The sequence below is a fragment of the Achromobacter sp. AONIH1 genome, from assembly GCF_002902905.1.
GTDB lineage: Bacteria > Pseudomonadota > Gammaproteobacteria > Burkholderiales > Burkholderiaceae_B > Achromobacter.
Genome location: NZ_CP026124.1, coordinates 1013034 through 1039205 on the forward strand (window position 1 = coordinate 1013034; position 26172 = coordinate 1039205).

At 68.2% G+C, this 26172-nt stretch carries 22 protein-coding genes; 10 read left to right on the top strand and 12 right to left on the bottom strand.

All coding sequences use genetic code 11. From position 1 onward, the window contains the following. Window positions 1–245 precede the first annotated feature (245 nt). On the top strand, window positions 246–1628 hold the full coding sequence (locus tag C2U31_RS04685; RefSeq protein ID WP_103271771.1) for a ClcB-like voltage-gated chloride channel protein: 1383 nt from the start codon (window positions 246–248) through the stop codon (window positions 1626–1628). 36 nt (window positions 1629–1664) lie between these two features. On the opposite strand, the gene C2U31_RS04690 is transcribed toward C2U31_RS04685, so the two are convergent. Continuing rightward, window positions 1665–2576, bottom strand: a complete 912-nt coding sequence (locus C2U31_RS04690) for a LysR family transcriptional regulator (RefSeq protein WP_103271772.1) — start codon at window positions 2574–2576, stop codon at window positions 1665–1667. A gap of 263 nt (window positions 2577–2839) precedes the next feature. On the opposite strand from C2U31_RS04690, the gene C2U31_RS04695 reads away from it, so the two are divergent. The 6 genes from C2U31_RS04695 to C2U31_RS04720 all read left to right on the top strand — a co-directional run bounded on the left by C2U31_RS04695 (window position 2840) and on the right by C2U31_RS04720 (window position 8685). Further along, window positions 2840–3616, top strand: coding sequence for a 5-oxoprolinase subunit PxpA (locus tag C2U31_RS04695; RefSeq protein WP_103271773.1), 777 nt, complete (start codon window positions 2840–2842; stop codon window positions 3614–3616). Between the two features lie 46 nt (window positions 3617–3662). After that, entirely contained in the window at window positions 3663–3905 is a 243-nt protein-coding gene (locus C2U31_RS04700; RefSeq protein WP_103271774.1) for an acetyl-CoA carboxylase, read from the top strand. A gap of 7 nt (window positions 3906–3912) precedes the next feature. After that, window positions 3913–5313 carry an acetyl-CoA carboxylase biotin carboxylase subunit gene (locus C2U31_RS04705; RefSeq protein WP_103271775.1) on the top strand — a complete coding sequence of 467 codons (1401 nt, stop codon included), beginning with the start codon at window positions 3913–3915 and terminating at the stop codon, window positions 5311–5313. Next, window positions 5310–6182: an allophanate hydrolase subunit 1 gene (locus C2U31_RS04710; RefSeq protein ID WP_103271776.1), complete on the top strand. Its 873-nt coding sequence runs from the start codon at window positions 5310–5312 to the stop codon at window positions 6180–6182. The genes C2U31_RS04705 and C2U31_RS04710 overlap by 4 nt, the downstream gene beginning before the upstream one ends. Then, a complete protein-coding gene (locus C2U31_RS04715; protein WP_103271777.1) occupies window positions 6175–7164 on the top strand; it encodes a biotin-dependent carboxyltransferase family protein in 990 nt (329 codons plus the stop codon). Before C2U31_RS04710 ends, C2U31_RS04715 begins: the two co-directional genes overlap by 8 nt. A gap of 195 nt (window positions 7165–7359) precedes the next feature. Then, window positions 7360–8685, top strand: a complete 1326-nt coding sequence (locus C2U31_RS04720; protein ID WP_103271778.1) for a cytosine permease — start codon at window positions 7360–7362, stop codon at window positions 8683–8685. Between the two features lie 45 nt (window positions 8686–8730). On the opposite strand, the gene C2U31_RS04725 is transcribed toward C2U31_RS04720, so the two are convergent. From C2U31_RS04725 to C2U31_RS04775, 11 genes are all read right to left on the bottom strand, one after another. After that, entirely contained in the window at window positions 8731–9684 is a 954-nt protein-coding gene (locus C2U31_RS04725; protein WP_233772647.1) for a helix-turn-helix domain-containing protein, read from the bottom strand. A 39-nt stretch (window positions 9685–9723) separates the two neighbouring features. After that, window positions 9724–11808: a hydantoinase/oxoprolinase family protein gene (locus tag C2U31_RS04730; RefSeq protein WP_103271780.1), complete on the bottom strand. Its 2085-nt coding sequence runs from the start codon at window positions 11806–11808 to the stop codon at window positions 9724–9726. A gap of 10 nt (window positions 11809–11818) precedes the next feature. Beyond that, window positions 11819–13585 carry a hydantoinase B/oxoprolinase family protein gene (locus tag C2U31_RS04735; protein ID WP_103276254.1) on the bottom strand — a complete coding sequence of 589 codons (1767 nt, stop codon included), beginning with the start codon at window positions 13583–13585 and terminating at the stop codon, window positions 11819–11821. A gap of 367 nt (window positions 13586–13952) precedes the next feature. Continuing rightward, complete coding sequence (locus C2U31_RS04740) at window positions 13953–15356, bottom strand: amino acid permease (protein WP_103271781.1); 1404 nt, start codon at window positions 15354–15356, stop codon at window positions 13953–13955. A gap of 69 nt (window positions 15357–15425) precedes the next feature. Beyond that, the gene (locus C2U31_RS04745) at window positions 15426–16568 is read right to left on the bottom strand and encodes an aminotransferase class V-fold PLP-dependent enzyme (protein ID WP_103271782.1); all 1143 of its coding nucleotides are present in this window, start codon (window positions 16566–16568) and stop codon (window positions 15426–15428) included. Window positions 16569–16602: 34 nt separating this feature from the next. Then, the gene (locus C2U31_RS04750) at window positions 16603–17682 is read right to left on the bottom strand and encodes a porin (RefSeq protein WP_103271783.1); all 1080 of its coding nucleotides are present in this window, start codon (window positions 17680–17682) and stop codon (window positions 16603–16605) included. 93 nt (window positions 17683–17775) lie between these two features. Then, window positions 17776–18936: a pyridoxal phosphate-dependent aminotransferase gene (locus C2U31_RS04755; RefSeq protein ID WP_158658311.1), complete on the bottom strand. Its 1161-nt coding sequence runs from the start codon at window positions 18934–18936 to the stop codon at window positions 17776–17778. 140 nt (window positions 18937–19076) lie between these two features. Next, a complete protein-coding gene (locus C2U31_RS04760) occupies window positions 19077–19847 on the bottom strand; it encodes a cyclase family protein (protein WP_103271785.1) in 771 nt (256 codons plus the stop codon). 10 nt (window positions 19848–19857) lie between these two features. Next, complete coding sequence (locus C2U31_RS04765) at window positions 19858–21285, bottom strand: FAD-binding oxidoreductase (RefSeq protein ID WP_103271786.1); 1428 nt, start codon at window positions 21283–21285, stop codon at window positions 19858–19860. Window positions 21286–21312: 27 nt separating this feature from the next. Further along, the gene (locus C2U31_RS04770; protein WP_103271787.1) at window positions 21313–22617 is read right to left on the bottom strand and encodes an MFS transporter; all 1305 of its coding nucleotides are present in this window, start codon (window positions 22615–22617) and stop codon (window positions 21313–21315) included. 57 nt (window positions 22618–22674) lie between these two features. Further along, window positions 22675–23415 (bottom strand): HpcH/HpaI aldolase/citrate lyase family protein, encoded by a 741-nt coding sequence (locus tag C2U31_RS04775; RefSeq protein ID WP_158658312.1) that lies wholly within the window; start codon window positions 23413–23415, stop codon window positions 22675–22677. 325 nt (window positions 23416–23740) lie between these two features. Between C2U31_RS04775 and C2U31_RS04780 the strand changes: the two genes are divergently transcribed. From C2U31_RS04780 to C2U31_RS04790, 3 genes are read left to right on the top strand one after another with little or no spacing between them, the layout of a single operon-like run. Further along, a complete protein-coding gene (locus tag C2U31_RS04780) occupies window positions 23741–24445 on the top strand; it encodes an ethyl tert-butyl ether degradation protein EthD (RefSeq protein ID WP_103271789.1) in 705 nt (234 codons plus the stop codon). Then, on the top strand, window positions 24442–25587 hold the full coding sequence (locus tag C2U31_RS04785) for an LLM class flavin-dependent oxidoreductase (protein ID WP_103271790.1): 1146 nt from the start codon (window positions 24442–24444) through the stop codon (window positions 25585–25587). Before C2U31_RS04780 ends, C2U31_RS04785 begins: the two co-directional genes overlap by 4 nt. Before the next feature lie 8 nt (window positions 25588–25595). Next, window positions 25596–26135, top strand: coding sequence for a flavin reductase family protein (locus C2U31_RS04790; protein WP_103271791.1), 540 nt, complete (start codon window positions 25596–25598; stop codon window positions 26133–26135). Window positions 26136–26172 lie beyond the last annotated feature (37 nt).

The following is a 26172-nucleotide window of genomic DNA, read 5'->3' on the forward strand; positions in this document are numbered from 1 at the left end:
CCACAACATGTGCACAACAGCGCGCCCCAGTAGTTATCCACAGGCTGATTCTTGCCGGACAGGCTCCGGATCGCCATTTTTACCCCTGAAAAACCCGCTTTGCCCATCCTGTTTTTCACCCCCTGGGAGCCTCCAGAAAGCCCTGTGAGGCACGTTCGCGGGCAGGCATTCCAGGCCCCATGCGCGCGTTCGGTTGACGGTCCGCTGAACAAAAAGTGAGCAGCTGCCGCCGTAGAATTCCGGCCATGGCAAAAGAAATTCGAATCGGAAAATTCCGCTGGGCCGGGGCGTTGCGTGGCCAATTGGTGGCCGAAAACCTGCCCTACACCTTGTTCACAGCCGCCTTGATGGGACTGCTGGGCGCGCTGGCCACCGTGGTGTTCCGCGAGCTGCTTTCCTGGATACAGGTGGTGCTGGGCGGAGAGGACACGCCGCATGGCATGGTCCATCTGGCGCGCGGCCTGGAGTCCTGGCAGCGGCTGCTGTTGCCGGCGGCCGGTGGCGCGTTGGCCGGCCTGGTTCTGCAACTGGCCTCGCGCTGGCTGCCCAGACGCGGCGCGGCCGATTACATGGAAGCCATCGCCGTCGGGCGCGGGGTGATCGGCTTTCGCCAGACCCTGGCGCGCAGCGTGTCCTCGCTGCTTTCCATCGGATCCGGCGCTTCCATCGGGCGCGAAGGGCCGATGGTGCAGCTGGCCGCGATGCTGTCCTCATTGAGCGGCCGCTTTCTGGTCCTGCCGCCACGGCAATTGCGCCTGCTGGTGGCATGCGGCGCGACGGCGGGCATCACCGCCGCGTACAACGCGCCCATCGCCGGCGCCCTGTTCATTTCCGAGATTGTCTATGGCGTGATTTCCTCGGCCACGCTGGTGCCGCTGGTGGTGGCCTCGGTCGTGGCCAATATCGTGACGCGGCAGATCCTGCACTACGACGCGGTATTCCACATGCCGCCCTTCGACTTCGTGTCCGGCTGGGAAGTGGCCAGCTATCTGGGACTGGGCCTGTTGGCCGGCTTGCTGGCGCCGCAGTTCCTGCGCCTGCTCGACCTGTCGCGCGCCGGCTTTGGCCGCCTGCCCGCGCCGTTGTGGACCCGCATGGCGCTGGGCGGCCTGATCGTCGGCGCGTTGTCGCTGTACAAGCCCGAGGTCTGGGGCAATGGCTACAGCGTGGTCAACAGCATGCTGCATACGCAGTGGGCCTGGTCGGCGGTCGCCGCCATCCTGCTGCTGAAGATCATCGCCACGGCCGCCAGCGCCGGTTCGGGCGCGGTCGGCGGCGTGTTCACGCCTACCCTGTTCGTCGGCGCGGCGCTGGGTTCGCTTTATGGCATGGGCCTGCAGGCCCTGCTGCCGCCGGGCGCGGTGTCCACGCCCGCCAGTTATGCCGTGGTCGGCATGGGGGCGATGCTGGCCGCCACGACCTATGCGCCGCTCATGTCCATCCTGATGATTTTCGAGATGACGCTGAGCTATGAGGTGATGCTGCCGCTGATGCTGGCCTGCATCACGGGGTATGCCCTGGCGCAGCGGATACGGCCGGCATCCGTGTATGCGAAGTCGCTGGCGAGCAACCGGTTGGCGCGTGCAAGATTCGGCGGGGGCCGGGATGTGAGTGGGCGATCTTCCTGAGTGGCATGCTCTTTAAATATGAGCTATTGCTCATAATCAAGCCTGGCCTACCCGCTGCGCCGTATAGGCATGCCGGAAATACTCGCGCACCGCCCGCATCGCCGGCGATATCTCCGCGCCCTTGCGCCAGGCCAGTCCCACGTTCATGGGCGGAATCGGATCCTTGAGCTGGATCGTCTCGATGCGCCGCCCTTCCAGCGACCAGGGCCGGTAAACCATGTCCGACAGCACCGCCACGCCGCTGCCGTTGGCCACCATGCTGCGCACGGCCTCGACCGACGAGGTGCGCAGCCGCACGTCCGGCTTGAACGGCGTTTCGTTCCAGTAGCGCAGTGCTGTATAGGCCGCTTCGTCCACCGTCAACATGATGAAAGGCTCGCGCGCCACGTCTTCCAGCGTGACGGTATCGCGCTCCAGCAAGGGATGCCGGGCCGGCAGCCATAGCCGCCGGGGCGAACCGAAGAAATGCTCGACCGCCAGGTCCGGGTTGGCCACATTGGACGTCAGCAGCACCGCCATGTCGTAGCGGTTGGCGATCAAGCCTTCCTCGATGGCGCTGCGGTTCAGCTCGTGCAGCTGGATGTCCAGCTGCGGATACTGCTGCGACAGCCGCTGCAGGTGATACGGCAGAAAATAACCGATGACGGTATAGGACGCGGCCAACAGCAGGCGGCCCGACACATCCTCGGCCGCGCTGGGCATGCGCAGCGCCTCGTCGACCGAGGACAGGATGTTGTACGCATGATTGAGAAAGCCGCGGCCGCTGTGCGTCAGCGTCACGCCGTGGGCGCCGCGTTCGAACAGCGCCGCGCCCACGGTTTCCTCCAGCTCGCGGATGGCGCTGGTGACGGCGGACTGGGAGATCGCCAGCTGGATCGCCGCTTGCGAAATCTGGCCCAGTTCGGCCGCGGCGACGAAGTACTTGAGCTGGCGCAGCGTGATCGACATGGCGGGTGTTATCTGAATATTCGATATCAAGCACGCAGAATATCTATTAATCCTGGTGGGAACCAGAAATCAAAACCTGGGGATTTCCCTTGGTTTTTATAGTGAAAGTTCAAATCTGTCCGCTTCGGCGCAACTGCGTAATATCTGAATTTCAGATACTGAACGATCAATAAAAAGAACTTTTTATCCCCGTCCGCCTTGGCTACTGTTCACGTCAAGCGCCGCGCCACACGCGGCCCGCAACAAGACGGAGACATCCCACAATGCGCAAGCGGAGCATCGACCTGAATTCCGACATGGGCGAAGGATTCGGCCCATGGACCATCGGAGACGGCGTGGACGACGCCATCATGCCGCTGATCAGCTCGGCCAACATCGCCACCGGCTTTCATGCCGGCGATCCCAACATCATGAACCGCACCGTGCTGCTGGCGCGCGAGCATGGCGTCTGCATCGGCGCCCATCCCGGTTTTCGCGACCTGGTCGGCTTCGGCCGCCGCGATCTGCGCGAAAGCGCCGACGCCCTGGTCCACGACATCGTCTATCAGCTGGGGGCGTTGCGCGAATTCGCCCGCCTGCACGGGCTGCGGCTGCAGCACGTGAAACCGCATGGCGCGCTGTACATGCTGGCCGCGCGCGACGAGGCGCTGTCGCGCCGGCTGGTCGAGACGCTGCGTGAACTGGAGCCGACGCTGGCCCTGTACTGCATGGAAAACTCGGTGACCTGCCGCATCGCGCGCGAACTGAGCCAGCCCGTGGTGCGCGAGTTCTATGCCGATCGCGACTACGACGCCAGCGGCTCCATCGTCTTCACCCGCCGCCCACAGCCGCTGGACCCGGACAAGGTCGCCGCCAAGGTGCTGCGCGCCTGCGTCGACGGCAAGGTCCGCACCGTCGACGGCCAGGACATCGCCATCGATTTCGATTCCGTGTGCATCCACAGCGATACGCCGGGCGCGCTGGCGCTGGTGCGCGCCACGCGCGCGGCGCTGGACGGGGCCGGCATCCATGTCGCGCCGCCCAGCATCACCGGACCCTGAACCCGCGCGCGCTTGCAACCCATACGAACATTCCAAGGAGAAAACCATGTCGTCACAGGAAATCCCCAGCCCCTTGCCCGGCACGTTCTATCGCCGGCCCAGCCCCGACGCGCCGCCGTTCGTCGAGCCCGGCGCGACGGTCGCGGCGGGCGACGTGATCGGCATCGTCGAGGTGATGAAGCAGTTCAACCAGGTGGAAACGCCGGTCGCCGGCGTGGTCGAGGCTTTCCTGGCCGAAGACGGCGACCCGGTGGATATCGGCCAGCCGCTGTTGCGCATCAAGGAGTGAGCGTTCCATGTCCGTGATTGACTCTTCCTACCGCCCGCGCCGCATTCACAAGCTGCTGGTGGCCAACCGAGGCGAGATCGCTTTGCGCGTGATTCGCGCCGCCCGCGAACTCGGCATGCGCAGCGTGGCGGTCTATAGCGACGCGGACCGCGACGCGCTGGCCACGCGCATGGCGGACGAGGCCGTGCACATCGGCCCGGCCCACGCCACGCGCAGCTACCTGAACGTGGACGCCGTGTTGAAGGCCGCGCGCGAAACCGGCGTCCAGGCCGTGCATCCCGGCTACGGCTTTCTTTCGGAGAACGCCGCCTTCGCGCAGGCCGTCAGCGACGCGGGCCTGATCTTCGTCGGCCCGGATGCGGAGACCATACGGAAAATGGGCGACAAGGCCGCCGCGCGCGCCTGCGCCCTGGCGGCCGGCGTGCCGACCGTGCCCGGCAGCGCAGGCGTGGTGTCCTCGCTCGATGAAGCGCTGACGCATGCGGGCGGCATGGGCTATCCCCTGATGATCAAGGCGGCGGCCGGCGGCGGCGGGCGCGGCATCCGCGTGGTGCAGGACGAGGCCGAGCTGCGCGCTCAGATGCCGCAGGCCCAGGCCGAGGCGCAGGCGGCGTTCGGCTATGGCGGCGTCTACCTGGAACGCTACCTGCCGCGCGCGCGGCACATCGAAGTGCAGGTGCTGGGCGACGGCAAGAACGCCATCCATCTTTATGAACGCGAATGCTCGTTGCAGCGGCGTCGCCAGAAGGTATTCGAGGAAGCGCCCTCGCCCGCGCTGGACGCCGCCACGCGCCAGCGCCTGTGCGAATCGGCCGCGCAGCTGGCGCGCTCGGTGGGCTATCGCGGCGCCGGCACGCTGGAGTTCCTGTACGACGACAGCCGTGGCGCGCAGGATTTCTATTTCATCGAGATGAACACGCGCATCCAGGTCGAGCATCCCATCACCGAGGCCGTGACTGGCGTGGACCTGGTGCGCGAGATGCTGCGCATCGCCGATGGCGAGCCGCTACGCTGGCGCCAGCAGGATATCTCGCTGCGCGGCGCGGCCATCGAATGCCGGCTGAACGCGGAAGACCCGCAGCGCAATTTCGCGCCCAGCCCGGGCCGCGTCGATCAGCTGCGCTGGCCGGGCGGGCCGGGCGTGCGCGTGGATTCCATGCTGTATCCGGGCTGCACGGTATCGCCCTACTACGATTCGCTGCTGGCCAAGCTCATTGTCTGGGACGAAGACCGTGGCGCGGCGTTGGCCCGGCTGGCGCGGGCGCTGGACGAGGTCGAGCTGGAAGGCGTGCATTCCACGCTGGCGCTGCACCGCGCGCTGGCGCAGGATCCCGAGGTGGTGGCGGGCGACTACCACACGAACTGGCTGGAAGCCTGGATGCGGGCGGAGCGGGAGGAGCAGCGATGAGCGTGCGCTACACCCATGGCGGCGACGAATTCATCTTCGCCGAGATCAGCGAGGACATGTCGCTGGAATCCTTCTTCAAGGGCATGGCCATCACCCGCGCGCTGCGCGAGCGCGCGGTCGACGGCGTGACCGAGATATGCCCGGCCAACGCGTCCTATCAGGTGCGCTACGACCCCGATCGCATCGCGCCCGACGCGCTGCTGGCCCTGCTGCGCGAGCTGGAGGAAGGCATCGACATGGCCAACCTCAGCCTGGACACGCGCATCATCGAAATCCCGGTCTACTACAACGACCCGTGGACGCACGAGACGCTGATGCGCTTTCGCGAGCGGCACCAGGACCCGGCATCCACCGATCTGGAATACGCCGCGCGCATCAACGGCTTTGCGTCGGTGCAGGCCTTCATCGACGCGCATGCCGGCTCGCCCTGGTTCGTGTCCATGGTGGGTTTCGTGGCCGGCCTGCCCTTCATGTTCCAGATGGTCGAGCGCGAGCGTCAGCTGCAGGTGCCGAAGTACCTGCGGCCGCGCACCGACACGCCCAGGCACACTGTGGGACATGGCGGTTGCTTCGGCTGCATTTATTCCGTGCGCGGCGCCGGCGGTTATCAGATGTTCGGCGTGACGCCCGCGCCAATCTTCGAGCCGGGCCAGCGCCTGGCGCATCTGCGGGATTCGATGGTGTTCTTCCGGCCCGGCGACATCGTCAAGTTCAAGCCCATCAATCGCGAGGAATACGACCGGGCCGAGGCCCAGGTCGAGGACGGCAGCTTCGCGCTGCGCATCCGTCCGGTTTCCTTCTCGCTCGCGGAATTCCTGCGGGCGCCGCAATCGTGCAACGCCCGCCTGCTGGAGACGCTACATGGCTGACGCTTCCCACATCGAAGTCCTCAAGCCCGGACTGGCCACCTCGGTGCAGGACAAGGGCCGCCAGGGCTACTACCACCTGGGCATTCCGCCGTCGGGCGCGCTGGACCAGTACGCGCTGGCGGCGGCCAACCTGCTGGTGGGCAATGCCGAGGACGCGGCGGTGCTGGAATGCACGCTGCTGGGCCCGGAATTGCTGTTCCATCGCGCCGCGCTGATCGCCGTGACCGGCGCCACCATGGCGCCGAAGATCGATGGCAAGCCCATGCCCTGCAACATGGCGCTGGCCGTGCCCGCCGGCAGCCGCCTGTCGTTCGAGTTCGTCTCGGCGGGCGCGCGCGCCTGCCTGGCCGTGGCCGGCGGCATCGACGTGCCGGTGGTGCTGGGCAGCCGTTCGACCTATACACTGGGCGCCATCGGCGGGCACGAGGGCCGCCGGCTCAAGGCCCGCGACAAGCTGGCCATCGGCCAACCCTCGCCGCGCGCGCGGGCCGGGCGCGAATTGCCCCTGGACCTGGCGGCGCACTGTCCCAAGACGCAGACGCTGCGCGTATTGCCGGGCCTGTACGACCATCGGCTGGAACCGGAATCGGCCGCCACGTTCTACCAGGACGCCTGGACCGTCACGTCCGAGGCCGACCGCATCGGCTACCGCTACAAGCAGGGCCGCGCGCTGCGTTTTCGCGAGCGCGAACAGCCCTTCGGCGCGGGCGCGGATCCGTCCAACATCGTCGACGCCTGCTATCCCATCGGCTCGATCCAGGTGCCGGCCGGCGTGGAGCCCATCATCCTGCACCGCGACGCGGTGTCCGGCGGCGGCTACGCCATGATCGGCACGGTCATCAGCGCCGACATGGACAAGGTCGGACAGATGCAGCCCAACCAGAGCGCGCGCTTCGAAAAGGTGACGCTGGAGCAGGCGCTGGCCGCCAGGCGTGAGCACCACGCCCGCTACGACCGTTTGCGGCAGGCGCTCAGCGGTTAAGACGCCGGCATCCTCGACCGCGCCCTGAGCGGCGCGTTTTCCCCGCTTTCTTTCACGTTCCACGCCGCAGCCCGCAGCACGGGTTGCGCGCGTCGGCGCGTCCGTTGCAGTTGAACCGCAGCAAAGCACGCCGCAAGGCACGCAGTATCCGTCGCTTCATTCATCGCAGCACTGATTCCCGCCGGGAGATCGATCATGGCCAACCTGGTCCGCAACAAACCGTCCGACGAGACGGACAATTCCCTGCATGCCGTCGCCGATGCCGACCGCATGCCGCGCTACTCGCTCACCATGGCATGGTGGGCCGTGTGCAGCGCGATGTTCTATATCGTCGTGGGGGCGACGCTGGCGCTGAAGTACGGCGCGCGCAACGCCATCATCGGCATGGCGCTGTCGGTGGTCTGCTATGGCATCGTCAACGGCATCATCAGCCGCTACGCGATCCGCACCGGCCTGTCGGTGGCGCTGTTCTCGCGCAAGCTGTTCGGAACGTCCGGCGCGGCGCTGGCCACGCTGATCTTCTTCGCCACCGCCATCTACTACGCGGTGTTCGAAGGCGCCGTCATCGCCGTGGCGGCGCACCACCTTTATCCCGCCGTGCCGTACTGGCTGGTGGCGCTGGCGGTGGTGATCTACAGCGTGCTGCTGATCTTCGGCAGCGTGCAGCGTTGGCTAGACAAGTTCAACGGCGTGCTGCTGCCCTTCTATCTGCTGGGCCTGCTGCTGGCCGTGGTAATGGCCACGCGCGAATACGGCTACAGCGACGCCTGGCTGTCCTTCGGACCTGCTGGCGGCCCGGTGGAGGGCGGCTGGTGGGATGCGTTCGTGTACTACATGGGCGTGTGGATCCTGATGATGTTCACTTTCGACTATGCGCGTTTCGGCAAGCGCGAGGATCAGGCGTATCACAGCCGTTTCAATTTCGGCATGCCGTTCTACCTGGTGACCTTCCTGCTCAACGGCGTGGCCGGCATCTACCTGGTCAGCACGATTCCCAGCGATGCGGCGTTGTCGGAAGTGTCGGTGGTGCTGGCCCTGCTCAAGCTCATGGGATTGGGCGGCCTGCTGTTCGTCTGGATCACGCAGACCCGCATCAATACCGCCAACTACTACCTGGCCACCATCAACATGCAGGCCTTCTTCGCGCGCTTTTCCGGCATGCGCTGGCCCAAGGCCGCCTGGGCCGTGGCGGTGGGCGCGGTGACCTACGCGCTGATGCTGCTGGACGTGTTCTCGTATCTGCTGCAGGCGCTGGCCTACCAGGGCATCTTCGTCGTGTCCTGGGTCGCGGTGGCGCTGGTGCACATCCTGTCGGGCGATGACGGGACCGTGTCGTCCGGCGGCGCGGCGTTCAATCGGGCGGGCCTGACGGGTTGGTTCGCCGGCGCGATCTGCGGACTGGCCCTGATGCACACGGCGGGCTTCGCGGCCACGCTGGCCGCGCCGGCGAGCTTCGTGGTGTCGGCGCTGGTGTACCGGCTGTGCGCCGGCGCGGCGGGCCGGGTGGCTGCGGCCGGCTAGATCAGGGCGACGAAGCGTGGTCGGTCACACCGGCCGCGCATCGTATCAATCCATGCGGCGGCGCGCTTGCCCCGGCGTGTGTCCATAGCGGCGCTTGAACAGCCGCGAGAAATGCGACTGGTCGGCAAAGCCCCATTGATGCGCGACGCTGGCCACGGATACGGGCGCGCCGCGCAGCGCCTGCTCGGCGCGGTCCAGGCGCTGCTCGTGCAGCCACTGGACGAAGGTCTGGCCCGCGTCGCGGTACAGCGCGTGCAGGTAGCGCGTGGAGATGCCGCAGGCCTGCGCGGTGCGTTCCGGCGTCAGGTCGCGGTCGCCCAGGTGGCGGCGCGCGTAGTCCTCGATGCGGCACAGGTGCGCGGCGCGCACCGCCGAATCGCTGGAGGACAGCACGCGCGCATCGGCCTGCACCGAACAGACCAGCAGGTCCACCAGCTGCTGCGCGGCGAGTTCGCGCGCCGGGCCGTCGCCGCCATCCAGCTGCTGCCCGAGCTGCTGGCCGACCAGATCCACATAGGACGCGAACAGCCAGCCCGCGCCGCTGCTGGCGTCGAACGACAGCGCGCAATAGCGGTCGGGCGTGCGCAGCCGGCCGCGCAGCAGGGCGCCGGGCACCTTCAACACCCACAGCGCGTTGTCCTGCGCATAAGAGAATTCATAGGGACTGTGGCCGTGTTCCAGCAGGAACGCGCCGGGCTGGCACAGCGTTTCTCGGCCGGCCTGGGCGAAGCGTATGCAGCTTTGGCGCGGCACCGTCACCAGATATTGCTCGTCGTTGCAGTCGCGCAGATGCGTCTTCAGCCGCCGGTAGCACAGCGGCGACGAGGCCAGTCGCGACAGCGACAGCGCGCCCAGCCGCCAGGAGCGCAGCGAGCCCTCGAAGCGCGCGGCGTCCTGGAATTGCAGTTGCAGGCTGAAGTAGGTGTTTCCGACCGCCGCCTCCCAGTGGCGGGAGCGGTCGGGAGCGGCCAGGCCGGCGGTGTCGTAGCGGGTGTCCACGGGACTGCCCTCCGCGTGCATAACAGACGCCAATCTGGATCAGCCGGCCGCGCGGGTCAATAAGTACGTACCCGAGCCGTGCAGCAGGGCTTGCCAGCCTGGCCGCACCACGATGGTGGTGGTGGGCTCCTCGATCACCGCTGGGCCGGCGATCGCGTCGCCGGCCAGCAGCTTGCCGCCGTCATACACCGGGGTGGCGGTCCAGGGGCCGTCGCCCTCGAACAGCATGTCGCGCATGTCCGTCAGCGCTCTCGCCGGATCGCCGTCGCCGCTTGGCAGCTCAGGCAAGGCGGGCTTGTCCACCGCGCCGGCCGCCATCACTTCCAGGTTCACCAGTTCGACTACGTTGTGCGGTTCGGCATAGGTGTAGAGCTGTTCGTGGCGCGCGTGGAAAGCGCGCAGCAGCGCGCCCAGCGTGTCGGCGGTGACGGGGCCGGGCGGTACGTCCACCTGGCATTCGTGGATCTGGCCCTGATAGCGCATCTCGACCTTGCGGTCCAGGCTGATGCGTTCCGGCGCGAAACCGTCGGCCGCCAGCAACTCGCGGCCGCGCGCTTCCATGTCGCTGAACAGCTGGTCCAGCCGCGCCAGATCGGCGTGCTCGTCCAGGCGCATGACGGCGCTGGCCAGGAAGTGGTATTTGACGTCGGAGATCACCTGGCCAAAGGCGCACAGGCAGGAGGCGATCTTGGGCACCAGTACGTTGCGGCTGCCGATTTCCTCGGCCAGCGCGGTGATGTGCATGCCCGCCGCGCCCCCGGCGCAGACCAGCGCGAAGTCGCGCGGATCGTAGCCGTTCTCGATGGAGATGCGACGGATGCCGTTGGCCATGTTCAGGTTCACCAGCGTGCCGATGCCGTGCGCCGCGCGTTCCAGGCTCAGGCCCAGCGGCTCGGCCACGCCGCGCCGGATGGTGGCGACGGCGCGCTCGCGGTCCAGGCGGATGGCGCCGCCCAGCACCGCGTCCGGGCGCAGGTAGCCCAGCGCCATGTTGGCGTCGGTGACGGTCGGTTCCTCGCCGCCCTGGCCGTAGCAGGCCGGCCCGGGCATGGCGCCGGCGCTGCGCGGTCCCACTTCCAGCATGCCGAAGGCGTTCAGGTGGGCGATCGAGCCGCCGCCCGCGCCCAGCGTCTCGACGTGGATCATCGGCACGCCGATGCGGTGGCGCAGGAAATCGATGTTGCGGTTCAGGTTGGTCTGGCCGCCGCGCGCCAGGGTGATGTCGAACGAGGTGCCGCCCATGTCCACGGTGATGATGTTGTCGATGCCGAAGGGCGCGGCCACGTACAGGCCCGCCTGCGGCGCCGAGGCCGGGCCGGAGTTGATGGCGTTGACCGCGCGGCGGCGCATGATCTCGCCCACCGCCAGCCCGCCGTTGGACTGGAAGTAGCGCACCGCGCCGCGCGCGCCCAGGCCGCGGAAATAGTCGTCGATGCGCGCCACGTAGCGCGCCATCACCGGACTCAGGTAGGCGTTGACGATGGTGGTGGACGTGCGCGTGTATTCGCGCACCTGTGGATAAACCTCATGGCCGGCGCAGACGAACACATCGGGCATGGCCTCGGCCACCATCCGCAGCGCGCGCTGTTCATGTGCGGGATTGGCTGGCGCCCAGACGAAGGACACCGCCACCGCCTGCACGCCCTCGCGCTTGAAGACCTCGATGGCGGCGCGCACGTCGTCCTCGTTCAGCGGCTGGCGCACCGAGCCGTCGGCCAGCACGCGCTCGCGCACCGGTAGGCGCAGCCGGCGTGGCACCAGCTGCGGCGCCGGCGGGTAGTCGGCGTCGTAGCGGTAGCCCTCTTCCTTGTGGCCCAGGCGGATCTCGATGCTGTCCTCGTGGCCAGCGGTGCACAAGAGACCGACCTTGACGCCCTTCAACTCGATCAGCGCGTTCAGCGCCACGGTGGTGCCATTGATGCACAGATCGCAGTCGCGCACGATGTCCTCGACCGGGCGGCCCAGTTCTTCGGCCATCTGCGCCAGGCCGGCGGCGATGGCGCGGGTGCCGTCCTGCGGCGTGGATGCGCTCTTGAACAGGCGGATCTTGCCGTCGCGGCCCGCCAGCACGAAATCGGTGAAGGTGCCGCCGGCGTCCACGCCGAGGCGATATTGTCCTTGCATGGTGGGCTCCTTAACGGGGATCGCGGGTGCGCAGGGCATGGGTGGCGGTCAGGTCGGGCTGGCCGTCGGCGCAGATGGCGACGCCGTACTCGGCCTGCGCGGCCTCGCGCGAGACCAGGCCGTTGCCGACGTCGCGCGCCACGTCCAGCGGCGCGCGGCTATAGGGATCGCCGTAGCCGCCCCCTCCCGGATTGACGTTGCGCGCGCGTTCGCCCGGCGTCACTTTCAGGATGGTGTTCTTGCGATGCGTGGTGACCTGGCCGTCGGCGTGACGGTGCTCCAGCCGGCCCAGCTTGCGCTCGGGCAGCGAGTTGTAGGCGCCCGCCGCGCCTCCGGTGGGAATCTGCCGGCCCTCGCCGAAAGCCACCACGGTCATCTCGTGGCCGATCGGCTCCACTTCCCACACGGTGCCGCTGCCGCCGCGATGCTGCCCGGCGCCGCCGCTGTCCTGCTGCAGGCCATAGCGATGGATGATGATGGGATAGGCGTATTCCAGCAGCTCGATGTCGCCCGAACTCAGGGCGCCGAAACAGCACAGCGGGCCGCAGGCGTGCCAGCCGTCCATCTGGCGCGTGGCGCCGGCGCCCGAGATGATCGAGGCCAGCACCATGGTCACGTACTGCTCGCCGGTCTTGGGATCCACGCCGGCGATATTGACGCCGCTGGCATGGCCCCAGGACGCCGTCACGCGCTCCGGCGCGGCGGCCTCGAAGGCCTGGCGCACCGCGTCGGTCAGCGTCTCCATCGGCGTGGTGGTGCAGTTCACGTGCGGCGCCGGCTCGCGCGCGTTGCACAGCGTGCCCGACTCGCCCAGGTCCACCGTCACGCAGCGGTACAGCCCGGCGTTGTAGGGCGGCGGCACTTGGGCGAACATCATCAGCCCCAGGTAGATGCCCGACAGCGAATTGCCCGCGTAGGAATTGATGAAGTACGGCACCTGCGGCGGGCTGTCGATGCGGATGTGCACGCTGTCGCCGTTGACCGTCACCGCCGCCGAGATGGTCATGTCGCCATGGCCGTGGCCGGCGTCCTCCAGCCGCGCGCGGCCGTGGTACGTGCCGTCCGGGATCGACGCGATCAGCGAGCGCATGTGCCGGTCGGCCATGTCCTTCAGCTCGGCGATGGCGGCCTGCACGGTGGCCAGCCCGTACTTGGCCAGCAGCGCGCGCAGGTGGCGTTCGCCGACGCGGCAGGCGCCGTACTGCGCGTTCAGGTCGCCTTCCTGGTCGCGCCGCGCCCGCATATTGCACAGCAGCAGGTTGATCACGTCGTCGCGCCGCACGCCGCGGTCCCAGAGCTTGACCGGCGGGATCCGCAGCCCTTCGGCGTACAGGTCGCGCGCATCCGGGTTGTACCCGGCCGGCACCGGGCCGCCGATATCGGTCAGGTGGCCCTTGCAGACCGCCCAGAACACCAGCTCGCCCTCGTGGAACACCGGCTTGTACATGCAGCAATCCAGGATGTGGCTGCCCTGGTAGACCGGGTCGTTGTGATAAATGATGTCGCCTTCGTGCAGGTCGTCGCCAAAGAAATCGGCGACCGCCTTCATGGCCGGGATCAGCGAACCCAGGTGAATCGGGATGTCCTGGCCCTGCAGGATCATTTCCGGGTGATGGTCGAACAACGCGTTGCTGTAATCGTGCGCCAGGTTGAAGACGCTGGAGCGGCCGGTCTTCTCCAGCGTCAGCGTCATCTCGCGCTGCGCCGTCTCCAGCGCGCCGCGCACCACGGCCAGCGTGATCGGGTCCACCGGCGCGCCGGCGGTTTGCTTGCTCATCATGTTCCCCTTGATCGAGCGCCGTCTTCGAGGACGGCCATGGGGCTACGTTAATGAGCGGGGGGTGGCGCTGGCTTGTACCGGAGCGCAGGAAAAATAGGCTGTGGAGGAACGGGGACGGATCGATCCGGAACCCGGCGGCGGCAGGGAAATCGGGCGGGATGCCTGTGGATAAGCCTGTTGGCTAGTCTGTGAGCAAGCTGTTGGCAGGGTGTGGGTAGGATGTGGACAGGGTGTGGGCAAGTGGCGGTTTTTCCCTATGGAACGCGACGGCAAGCCTGCTTTTTCCACCCTATTGGCAGACCAGCACTGCGCGGATCGAGGCCCGGGGGCGACGGATTCGCCGCCTCCCGGGGAGCGTCACGCCCTACCCTCGCGCCACCGCCGGCGCGCCGGCCGGTCCCTGCCGCCTGCGCCAGAACACATACGCCAGCGATACGCCGATCAGCCATGGCACGCCGATGATCCACGAGATGTTCCAGAACTCGGTGTCCAGCCCCATCGTGACCAGGATCCCGACCAGCAGCGCGATGCCGGTGATCTGGGCGATGGGGAACAGCGGCATGCGTACCGGCAGCGCGGCGCCGCGCCAGGCGCGACGGAAGCGCAGGTGCGTGACCAGGATCATGATCCAGACGAAGATGCCGCCGAACAGCGCCACGCCGAACAGGTAGTTATAGGCATGCGGGCTGAAGAAGGACACGCTGGTGGTGGCCAGCACGCCCGCGCCGGAGATCAGTGTGGCGCGCAGCGGCGTGCCGTTGGCGGCGAGCTTGCCGACGAAGCCCGGCGCATAGCCGCCGCGCGACAGCGAGAACAGCATGCGCGAGGACAGGTAGATGTTGGTGTTCATGCTGGACAGCGCGGCGGTGATCACCACGAAGTTCATGATGCCCGCAGCCTGCGCGATGCCGGCGTGCGCGAACAGCTTCACGAAGGGGCTTTGCTGCACCACCTTCGCGCCGGCCTCGGTCCAGGGCAGGTAGGCCACCATGATGCCCAGCGCCAGCACATAGAACAGCGTCAGCCGCAGCACCATGGACTTGAGCGCGTGCGGGATGGCCTGCTTGGGGTTCTCCGCCTCGCCCGAGGTCACGGCCACGATCTCCACGCCGTAGAACGAGAAGATCGCCATCAGCACGCCCATCCATACGCCGCTGAAGCCGTGAGGCATGAAGCCGCCCTCCAGCCCGGTCAGGTTGTGCATGCCGACTGGTGGCCGGCCAGTGCCGATGCCGAACACGTGCGCCAGCCCGATGACGATGAAGGCCATGATGGCGGCCACCTTGATCAGCGCGAACCAGTATTCGAACGAGCCGAAGTTCGCCACCGACTTGCAGTTCACGTAGATCAGGATCAGCCCGAACGCCGCCGACCACATCCATACCGGCGTGCCGGGGAACCAGTAGGTCATGTACAGCCCCACCGCCACCGCCTCGCCGCCCACGGCCACGACCTGGATGATCCAGTAGGTGTAGCGCACCACGAAGCCGGCCCAGCGGTTCAGGTACATCTCGGCGTAGGTGCCGAACGAGCCGGCCGACGGATGCGCCACCGCCATCTCGGCCAGGCCGAACACCATGATGACCGCGATCAGCGCGGCGATGGCGTAGCTGATCAATACCGCCGGCCCTGCGTAGCCGATGGCGATGCCGCTGCCCATGAAGAGCCCGGTGCCGATGGCCCCGCCGATGGCGATCATGGTGATCTGGCGCTTGGTCAGCGCCTTGTGCAGGCCGGCCTCGCGCGTGGTGATGTTGGATGATTCCATGCCGCGTTCCCCTAGTTTGTGAATATGCGGTGTGCGATGGATGCGATGGATGCGTTCAGGGCGCGACGTTCAGGCCGCGGGCAGCAGGCGGTCCAGTTCGTCGATCACGGCGGCCTGCGTCAGCACGCCCGGCGACAGACGCAGCACCTGGCCGCGCGTGTCGGCCAGCACGCCCTCGGTTGCGAGGCGCGCTTCCAGCGCCTGCGCGTCGATAGGCGCGGGCAGCTCGACCATGACGCTTCCGCCGCGTTCGCTGGCATCGCGCGGCGAGCGCAGCCGATAGCCCTTGGCATCGGCCAGCGCGATCAGCTTGCGCGACAGCGCCTGGTTGTGCGCGCGCATGCCCTGCGCGGCCGGCGACAGCAGCCAAGACAATCCCGGCGCCGAGGCCACGTAGGGCAGAAAGGACGGCGTGCCGTTGTCGAAGCGGCGCGCCTGCGTGGCCAGCGAGTATTTGTCCAGGTCCCAGTTGAAGGGATCGGGCTGGCTGAACCAGCCCTGCACCAGCGGCTGCAGGCGCTCGTCCAGCAGCGCCGGGTTGATGTAGGCCAGGCCCGCGCCGGGCGCGCCGCAGAGCCACTTGAGCGTGGTGGTGGCGGCGAAGTCGATGGCGGGGGCGCTGACGTCCACGTCGACGATGCCGGCGGCCTGGGTGATGTCCACCGCGATCAGGCTGCCCTGCGCGCGGCCATGGGCGGCCAGCCTTTGCAGGCCGGCGCGCTTGGACGCGGTCGAGGTGACCAGGGTGATGATGGCCAGCGCCACGTCGTCCTGCCAGCGCGCGATATAGCCGTCGTCGGTGACGTAGCCGGCGGCCGCGTCCACCGGCACCGTGTCCAGCGTGTAGCCCAGCAGCGGCGCCAGGCCGGTCAGCATGTAGTGCAGGCTGGGGAAGCAGTCGGCGGCGATCAGCACGCGCTTGCCGGCCAGCCGTGCGCGACCCAGCGCGCCGACGAACTGCGCGAAGGCCTGGGTCACGTTCTCGGCCGCGTAGACCGCGTCGGCCGGCGCGCGCAGCAGGCGCGCATACAGGTCCAGCACCTGGCGGCGCGCCGCCAGGCCGTCGTCCCAGCGTTGCAGGCCAGGCCTGCACCAGCTGGTCGTGAAGCCTTCCAGCGCCGCGCGCATGGCGGCCTGCTGGCCGGGGAACATGCCGACCGAGTGGTACAGCAGCCAGCCGGCCTTGTCGTGTTCCTGGGGTGTCGTGCTCATGGGGATCCTTGGATGTCGCGGGCGCGGCGCGCCGTCAGAAAATGTGGCGCAGGCCGACGCCCAGGCCGGTCTGGTTGTTCTTGCCCGGCATCTCGGCGTTGGCGCCGCCGCTGGTCCGGTTGAAGTCCACCGTGCCGTAGACCTGGGTGCGCTTGGACAGGCTGTACTCGGCCAGCAGCACGGCGGCGTGGCGCTTGCCACGGTTGCCTTCGAAGCCGTTGATGTTCTTGGCGTCGCTGTAGTAGTAGGCGCCGGTCAGCGCCAGGCGCGGCGTGGCCTGGTAGGTCAGGCCGGTGTATAGCGTCATGTCCTTGCGCGGGTTGGCGCCGGGCGAACCCTGCGCGACGGTGCGCGTCGGCGCGTTCAGCAGGCTGTCGACGAAGCCGCTGGCGTCGCGTCCACCCATGTAGCCGACGAAGAGCCTGGCCGCGTCCAGCGCGTAGCGCGCGCCCAGGCCCCACATGCGCTGGGCGCGGTCGTCGGGGTCGCGCATTTCCTGATAGGTGCCGCCAAAGCTCAGCGGGCCGGCGTCGTAGGATGCGCGCGCGCCCCAGTAGCTGCCGCGCCGCATGCTGCCGAACTGTTTGCCGAAGCCGTAGGTCAGGCCCAGGTTCAGGCCGCCGAACTTGCCGGCGTAGGTCAGCAGGTTGTCCAGGCGTCCGACCGTGATCAGGAAGGGCCAGGAATTGCCCATGTAGTTGCCCACGGTCAGCGGGTCGAACTCGCCGAAGAAGTTGAAGGACTCGGCGCCCTGGCGGCCCGCCGTCAGCGTGCCCCAGCGGTCGTTGGACAGGCCCACGTAGGCGTAGCGTCCGAACAGCCGGCCGTTCTGGTTGGCCATGCCGGTCTGCGGATCGAAGCCGTTCTCCAGGCGGAACACGGCGCGGCTGCCGTCGCCCAGGTCTTCATCGCCCTTCAGGCCGAAGCGGCTGTTGGTGATGGCGCCGTTGGCGAGCTGCAGCTTGGAGCCGCCGCCGTCATCGACGTGATTGGTGTAGCGGATGCTTTGGTCGATGATCCCGTACAGCGTCACGTTGCTGGCGCTCTGGGCCTGCGCACAGGCGCACAAAGCCAAGCCCGCGGCCGTCGCGGCCGCGCGGAGATTGCGTTGCATGGTCTACCTTCTCCTGATTGTCGGTATGTGGAACAGCGAAGACGGCGCAATGCGCCGGCCGCGGCATGAGGCGGCCGGCCGGTCCGCGGCGGTTCAGCGCGCGCGGCGGATGAAAGCGGAGAGGCGGTCCATGGCCTCGGTGAGCTGGGCGTCGCTGCGCGCGTAGCACAGGCGGATCTGGCGCGCGGATGCCGCGCCGAAGGCGATGCCCGGCGCCAGGCCGACGCCGGCCTCGTGCACGGCGCGCTTGCAGAACGCCAGCGAGTCGTCGATGCCGTCCACGTCGAACATCACGTAGAAGGACGCCTTGTTGGGCACGATGCGCACGCGATCCAGCGCCGCCAGCCGGTCCAGCACGATGGCGCGGCCGCCGCGGCAGCGCTCGACGAAGGAACGCACGAAGGCTTCGCCCTCGTTCAGCGCGACCACGCCGCCGGCCTGCAGGAAGGCCTGGCCGCCGCTGGTGTTGAACTGGATCAGTTTCTCGAAGGTGTCGACCATGCCGCGCGGATAGATCAGCCAGCCCATGCGCCAGCCCGTCATGGCCCAGGACTTGGAGAAGCTGTTGACCACGAACACGGGGTCGTCCGGCGCGGCGATTTCCAGGATGGACGGCGCGTGGGGGCGGTCGTAGACGATGCGCTGGTAGACCTCGTCGGCGATGATGGCGATGCCGCGCCCGCGCGCCCAGGCCAGCAGCTCGCGCTGCTGCGCGTCTTCGAGCATCCAGCCGGTGGGGTTGCCGGGCGAGGCGTAGTAGATGGCGCGGGTGCGGCCGTCGCAGGCGTCGAACAGGCGCTGCAGGTCCAGATGCCAGCCGCTGTCGTCATGGTCCAGCGCCACTTCGCGCGCCTCGCCGCCGGTGATGGTGATGGCGCGCAGGATATTGGGCCAGGACGGCGTGACGCAGACCACGTTGTCGCCCGGCTCGACGATGGCCTGCGCCACCAGCATCACGGCGTTCATGCCGGCGCAGGTGGCGGCGATGCGTTCATCATCGAGCCGCACGCCGCAGAGGCGTTCGTAGTAGCCGGCGATGGCCGCGCGCAGCGCGGGAATGCCGCGGTTCTGCGAGTAGAAGGTATGGCCCGCGGCCAGCGCCTGCGCCGCCGCGTCGCTATAGGCCTTGGGCGTGGGCAGGTCGCTCTCGCCGGCCCACAGGCCGATGACGTCGTCGCGGCCCTGGCCCAGGCGCCAGACATCGATGATGGGCGAATCGGGCATCGTCAGGATCGATGCTCTGGTGGGGTTCATGGCCTTGTCTCCCATGATTATGAATTCTGGATTCAGTTTTTATTTTGTGCGTGAAGATTAGGTCTGGCCCGGGCAAAAGTCAAACCTCGCAAGCGTGTTTTCGGACGCGCGGGAGCCTGGGAAAAACCCGAACCGGCGCGCTATGTCTCGACCAGCGCCAGCACCCGGCATGGGCTGCCCGAACCGCGCCGGATCTTCAAGGGGGGCGTGATCAGGATCGCGCCCGTGGGCGGCAGCTGGTCCAGGTTCACCAGGCTGGCCAGCCCGTAGCGGTTGTTGCCGTGCATCACCGAGTGGCAGGGAAAGGGCTGCGTGAAGGCATGGGCCTGGCCGGCGTCGGTGCCCACGCCTTCGGTGCCCCAGCCCACCACGTCGCGCTCGCGCGCCAGGAAGGCCGGCAGATCGGGATGGCCGCCCGGCGTGTGTGCGCCGTCGTCGCGCAGGTTGAGAAAGGCGGCGGGATCGTCGCGCTGCGACCAGTCCGTGCGCATCAGCACCCAGCTGCCCGGCGCGATGCGGCCGTGCTCGGCTTCCCATTGCTCGACGCGCTCGATGGTGAGCAGGTAGTCAGGGTTGTCGCGCGCCTCGGCCGACACGTCGATGACGCAGGCCGGCGCCACCAGCTTCTGCACGTCTATCGTTTCGGTAGTGTTGTTCGGGTAGTCCTTGCCGGTGATCCAGTGGATCGGCGCGTCGAAGTGCGTGCCCGTGTGTTCGCCGCAGGAGATGTTGTTCCAGTACCAGGCCGGCCCGCGCTCGTCGAAGTTCGAGATCTCGTCCAGGCGGAACGGCGCGCTCTGTCCGTATTGCGGCGGCAGCGGGATGATGGGCGTGCGCGCGTGCAGCGTCTGGCTCAGGTCCACCACGCGCACGGAACCGCTTTGCAGGGCTTGCGCCAGGGTCTTCAGCATGTCGATGCTCCTAGTGTTGGGCGAGCGGCGGCGTCGCGGGCAGCAGCTTGCCGGGGTTGAGGATGCCGCGAGGATCCAGCGCGGCCTTGATGGCCCGCATGGCGGCCAACTCGGCCGGGCTGCGGGTATGGCCGAGGACGCCGCGCTTCTTGGCGCCGATGCCGTGTTCGGCCGACACTGAGCCGCGATGCTCGCGCACGATGCCGTAGACCATGGCCTCGACGGCATCGGCCAGCGCGGCCTGGCCGATGCCCTGTTCGTCTGGCACCTGCACGATCAGGTGCAGGTTGCCGTCGCCCAGGTGGCCGTAGGCCAGCACGGTGCTGGCGGGCCAGGCCTGGCGCAGCGCCGCGTCGCAGCGCTGCGCGGCGAGGCCGATGTCGGCGATCGCGAAGCTGACGTCGAACGCGACCAGGTCCGGCAGCAGCATCGGGAATTCGGCGGTGGCGTCGCGCACGCGCCAGAATGCCGTCGCGTCGGACGTGGACTGCGCGATGGCGGCGTTCTCAATTACGCCGGCGTCCAGCATGGCGCCCATGAACTGCTCGAATGCGGCCTGGTGGCCGGCGCTATCGGCGCCTTCGGATTCCAGCAGCACATAGAACGCGTGCCGGCTGGACAGCGGCGCGCGCAGCGCCGGCACCTGCGCCAGCATGTAGTCCAGGTAGCTCGGCCACATCACTTCGAAGGCCGAGACGCCGGCGGGCAGCCGGCGCTGCGCCTCGGCCAGCAGCCGGGTCACGGCGTCGTAGCCGGACAGGCCGCAATATGCAGTCGCCACCGCCTGCGGCCTGGGCCGCAGGCGCAGCACCGCGCGCGTGATGACGCCCAGCGTGCCTTCGCTGCCGATCATAAGGTGGCGAAGGTCGTAGCCGGTGTTGTCCTTCACCATCTTGCGCGTGCCATCCAGCACGCTGCCGTCGGCCAGCACCGCTTCCAACCCCAATACCTGGTCGCGCGCCATGCCATAGCGGATCACGCGGTTGCCGCCGGCGTTGGTCGCGAGATTGCCGCCCAGCGTGCAACTGCCGCGCGCGCCCAGGTCCAGCGGAAACAGCAGGCCCGCCCGCGCCGCCGCCTGCTGCACGGTTTCCAGCGGCGCGCCGGCCTGCACCGTCATGGTGGCCGACAGCGGGTCGATTTCCTCGATGGCGTCCATGCGCGCCAGGCTCAGCGCGATGTCGCCGGCCGTGGTGCAGGCGCCGCCCGCAAGGCCCGTCAACCCGCCCTGCGTCACTACGGGCTGGCCGTGTCTGTTGCAGATGGCCAGCGCGGCCGATACCTGCGCGGTATCGCGCGGCCGCAGCAGCGCCAGCGGCGCCTGCGCCGGCAGGCCGCTCCAGTCGGCATGGCGGTGTTGCTGGATCTGCGCGCGCGGCAGGACGGCATCGCCGCCGAGCACGCGGCGCAGTTCGGACAGGATATCGAGGGCGGGCATGCGGCGTCTCCTGGCGGTGCGTGATATTCAGCGTCGGGGGGCGGGCCGTTCGCTCAGGCAGGCGAGCAGCGCGACGGCCAGCAGCGAGGCGGCGGCGAACATGTACATGGCTACGTCCAGGCGCGACGTCAGCGTCTTGATCCAGCCGACGATGTAGGGCGACACCAGTCCGGGCGCGTTGCCGACGGACGTGATGACCGCGATGGCGACCGCGGCGGAAGCGCCCTGGTAGGCGGCGGTGGGCAGGTTCCAGAACACGGGCAGCGAGGCCATCAGTCCGAACATCGCGATGCTCAGCACGGCCATCGACGCGCTCACGCTGTCGGCCACCCAGGGGCTGGCAGCCCAGCCCGCCGCCGCGGCCACGGACAGCGCCATTAGCACCGGCCGCGTGTTCTGGCGGCGGTCGACATAGGCGCCGACGCCCCACATCGCGACAATGGCCACGCCCCAGGGAATGGCCGAGATCAGACCGATGGACAGCGGATCCGCGACGCCGGAGGACTTGATGATGGTGGGCAGCCAGAACACGAAGCCGAAGAAGGACATGCCGTAGCAGGCATAGATGCCCGACAGGATCCAGAGGCGCGCGCCGCGTAGTGCCTGGCGCACCGGCGTGTCGTCGACCCCTTCGCGTTCTGCCTGCAGCAGCGCGTTCAACCTGGCGGCTTCTTGCGGCGTCAGCCAGCGGGCCCGTTCCGGCGAGACCGGCAGACAGTACAGCGTGGCCAGGCCCAGCAGCACCGAGGGTACGCCTTCGATCAGGAACAGCCATTGCCAGCCGGCATAGCCGCCCAGTTCGTGGAAATGATGCAGCACCGCGCCGGAAACCGGCCCGACCACGACGCCGGCGACCGCGATGGCGGTCATGAACGCCGCCGTCATCCTGCCGCGGTGCTCGCGCGTGAACCAGCCAGTGAGGTAGAAGATGACGCCGGGAAAGAACCCCGCCTCGGCCATGCCCAGCAGGAAGCGCATGATGTAGAACTGCATTGGCGTCTGCACGAACATCATGCCCGCCGACACCAATCCCCAGGAAACCATGATGCGCGCCAGCCAGCGGTGCGCGCCGTAGCGCCGCAGCAGCATGTTGCTGGGCACTTCGAACAGCACGTAGCCGATGAAGAACACGCCCGCGCCCAGGCCGTAGACGGCTTCCGAGAAGCCCAGGTCGTCCAGCATGTCGAGCTTGGCGAAGGCGATGTTCATGCGGTCCACCTGCGCGAACAGGTAGCACACGAACAGGAAGGGCATCAGGCGCCAGGCCGCCTTGCGGAACAGCTTGCGGTCGGCGTCGGGCGTATCGGCTGCATCGGAAAGGCTGTTGCGCATGGTCGTCTCGCTGACGGGAGTGGGACGTCTGGAATTGGCGGCGCGGCCGGGGATGCGCTAGGCGGGCGCCGCGGCCGCCAGGGCCGACTGCAGGCCCTGCTTGAGCAAGTCGATGTCGCTGGCCGCCACCGCCATCCGGTAGCCCTGGCCGTGAGCCTGGCGCGCCGCCTCGGCGCTGCCGGTGTAGATGCCGCAAGGCAGGCCGTGCGCGCGGGCGGCGGCCAAGACCTGCGCGCAATCGTGCCCGATCACGTCGGGATCGGAGGAGCCGCGCGACAGGGACAGATCGCCAGTGCCGATGAACAGATAGTCGATGCCGGGCAGCGCCGCGATGGCCTGCGCGTTTTCCACGCCGGCCACGGTCTCGATCATCAGGCCGACCGAGACCTGCGTGTCGGCTTCCAGCATGGCGGCGACGCCGCCCAGCAGCGGCCGTACGCCGCCGGCCGAGCGGCTGCCGCGCGGTGGGTAGCGGCTGGCGTCCAGCGCGCGCCGCGCGTCGTCGACGGTTTCGATCAGCGGCACCAGCACCGAGGCCGCGCCGGCGTCCAGCGCTTGCGCGATGGCGGCGTGGGTGTTGTCGGCGCAGCGGGCGATGACGGGTACGCGCTGGCCGGTCGAGGCGATGGCGGCCTCGACCGTGCCGCGCTCCCACAGGCCGTGCTGCAGGTCCAGCACGATGGCGGCCGGGCGCGCATGGGCGGCGAACTCCGCCATGGGCGCGCTGCCCAGGGCCAGCCAGACCAGGTCGATGGCGGCGTTGCCCGCCAGGATCGGCTTGAGGGAAGGAAACAGCATGGAAGGCGCTCCTGTTCCGCGCGGCTCGAAGCGAGTTGTGGCGCAGTTCATTTGTTTTGAATTCAGGATTCAGAATGTTTTTTCAGAATAGGAATGGCTGGCGCAAAAGTCAAACCTGTCCTGGCCCATTTGCTTAAGAGCTCGGGTAAACGAGCATTTCGACGCGTATTTGGGGTCAGGATCTCAGGGATAGCGAGCATGGTGTGCGCCGATACGCTGATCGACAATCCGGCATCAGCTCTATAAATTGAATTCAGAATTCTTTTATTTGGCATGTCGTCGCGCAAAGCGATGAACGGCGCGCCAGGCGGAGAAAGGAGCGGGCATGGACGTCGTGATGTTCCTCACATGCAGGGCCGGCCGGCTGGCCGGTGATGCGTTGGTGCGCCGGCTGGCCGCGAGCGCTTCGGCCATTCCGGGATTGCGCGAGGCGCTGTTGCACGAGCCGGCCAGCGCGTCCGATCCCTGCCTGGAAACGGAAGCGCCGCCCACGCTGGTGGCGGAACTGCATTTCGACAATCTGCTGGCGCTGGAAGCGGCGGCGACAGCCCGGGGCGCGCTGGCGCGCTGGCTGGACCCGCGTGTCGACCCCTGGCTCGGGCAGGCGGACATCAGCCACCAGGCCATGATGTCGCGCCGCTATGCCGCGGCGCCGGGCGGCTGCACCTATCTGGTCGCCTATCACGGGCATGCCCAGGATCACGATGCCTGGCTGGGTCATTACCTGGATCGGCACGTGCCGCTGATGTTGCGCCTGCCGGGACTGCGCGCACTGGAGGTCTGCACGCGGCTGGACTGGCGCGGCGGGCTGCGGTGGCCGCGCGAAGATGCAGTCCAGCGCAACAAGGTCGTGTTCGACGATGCGTCCGCGCTGGACGCGGCCCTGCGCTCTGACGTGCGCATGGAGATGCGCCGCGATTTCGAAGCCTCGCCCATTTTCCACGGCGGCAACGTCCACTACCCGATGACAACGCGCAGCGCGCCGATGCATGCTTCCTCCGCCTCTCTTTCCGCTACGGAGCGTCCATGATCCAGACCCAGACCCCAGGCCCGGCCTCGCGCGCGCATGCGAGCCCTGCCCTGTTGCCCAACCCCATGCGCGGTCCGAACCCATTCAAGCTGGGTGTGTTCTCGGCCAACGCCGATGGCGGCCTGAGCTTCACCACCGTGCCGGAACGCTGGGCCGCGCGCTGGGATGATGTGCAGCAGGCCGCCGTCATCGCCGATCGCGGCGGCATGGACTTCTTTCTGCCCATCGCGCGCTGGAAGGGCTTCGGCGGCACGACACAGGCGCGCGAGTGGTCGTTCGAGACCTTCACCTTCGCCGCCGCGCTGGCCGCCGTCACGCAGCGCATCGCGCTGTTCATGACCGTGCATGTGCCGCTGGTGCATCCGCTGTACGCGGCCAAGGCCCTGGCCACGGTCGATCACATCAGCCACGGGCGCGCCGGCCTGAACATCGTTTGCGGCTGGAACCCCGACGAGTTCGCGATGTTCGGCCAGACGCTTACCGACACGCCTTACGTGCAGGCCGGCGAGTGGGCCGAGATCCTGGAGCGCCTCTACAGCGCGACGGGACCGCTGGATTTCGACGGCCGCTACTACCAGCTCAAGCAGGCGGTCTCCAAGCCGGCCGCGCTGCAATCGCCGCGCCCGGTCACCATGAACGCCGCCTTCGGCCCGCCGGGCCGCGACTTCGCCGCGCAGCATTGCGACTACCTCTTCACCACCTTCACCGACATCGAAGGCGGCCGCCAGCACATCGCCGATGTGCGCGCCCGCGCGCTCAAGACCGGGCGCGACGTGGGCGTGTACACGGTCGCGCACGTGGTCTGCCGCGAGACCGAGCGGGAAGCGCGCGACTATTACGAGCACTATTCGCGCGTGCACGAAGACACGGCGGCGGTGGACTATCACATGAAGCAGAAGCAGGGCTTTTCCAACAGCCACGACGCGCAGGCCTACCAGCAGTACCGGCAGCGCTTCGCCGCCGGCACCGGCAGTTATCCGCTGGTCGGCACGCCCGAGCAAATCGCGGCCGAGCTGGCGCGCATGCACGAAGCCGGCTTCGGCGGCGCAGCGCTCACCTTCGTCAACTACGTGCAGGAGCTACCCTACTTCTGCGAACGGGTCCTGCCCTTGCTGCGCGACGCCGGCCTGCGCGTCGAGTGAGGTTCGTCATGAGCGCTCCCGCCCTGCCCCGCGCGCCGGCCGCCGGCATTTCCTCCGAGGCGTTCCGCGCCGGCATGCGCCACCTGGCCGGCGCCGTCACCGTGCTGGCCGCCAGCGGCGCCGATGGCGCGCCCATCGGCCTGGCGGCGACCGCCGTCTGCTCGCTCAGCGCCGAGCCGGCCGCGCTGCTGGCCTGCGTCAACCGCGATACTTCGCTGGGCCGCGTCATCGCGCCCGGCATGGCCTTTTCCGTCAACGTGCTGGGCGCCGGCCATGAGCGGCTGGCGCGCGCCTTCGGCGGCATGCTGGGCCTGGACCAGGAAGCGCGCTTCGCGCTGGGCGCATGGTCGCGGCCCGATGGCCAGACGCCCGTGCTCAACGACGCGCTGGTCTCATTCTCGTGTCGTGTGTTCCAGCTGATCGAACATGCCAGCCACCTGATCGTGATCGGCGCGGTCGAGCGCGTCACGCCCGCCGAAGGCGCGGCGCTGCAACCCAGCCTGGTCTATCACCATGGCAATTTCGGCAGCCTGCACGCCACCGTATAATTCCCCGGCTCGTTTGAATTCTGAATTCATGTTCCAC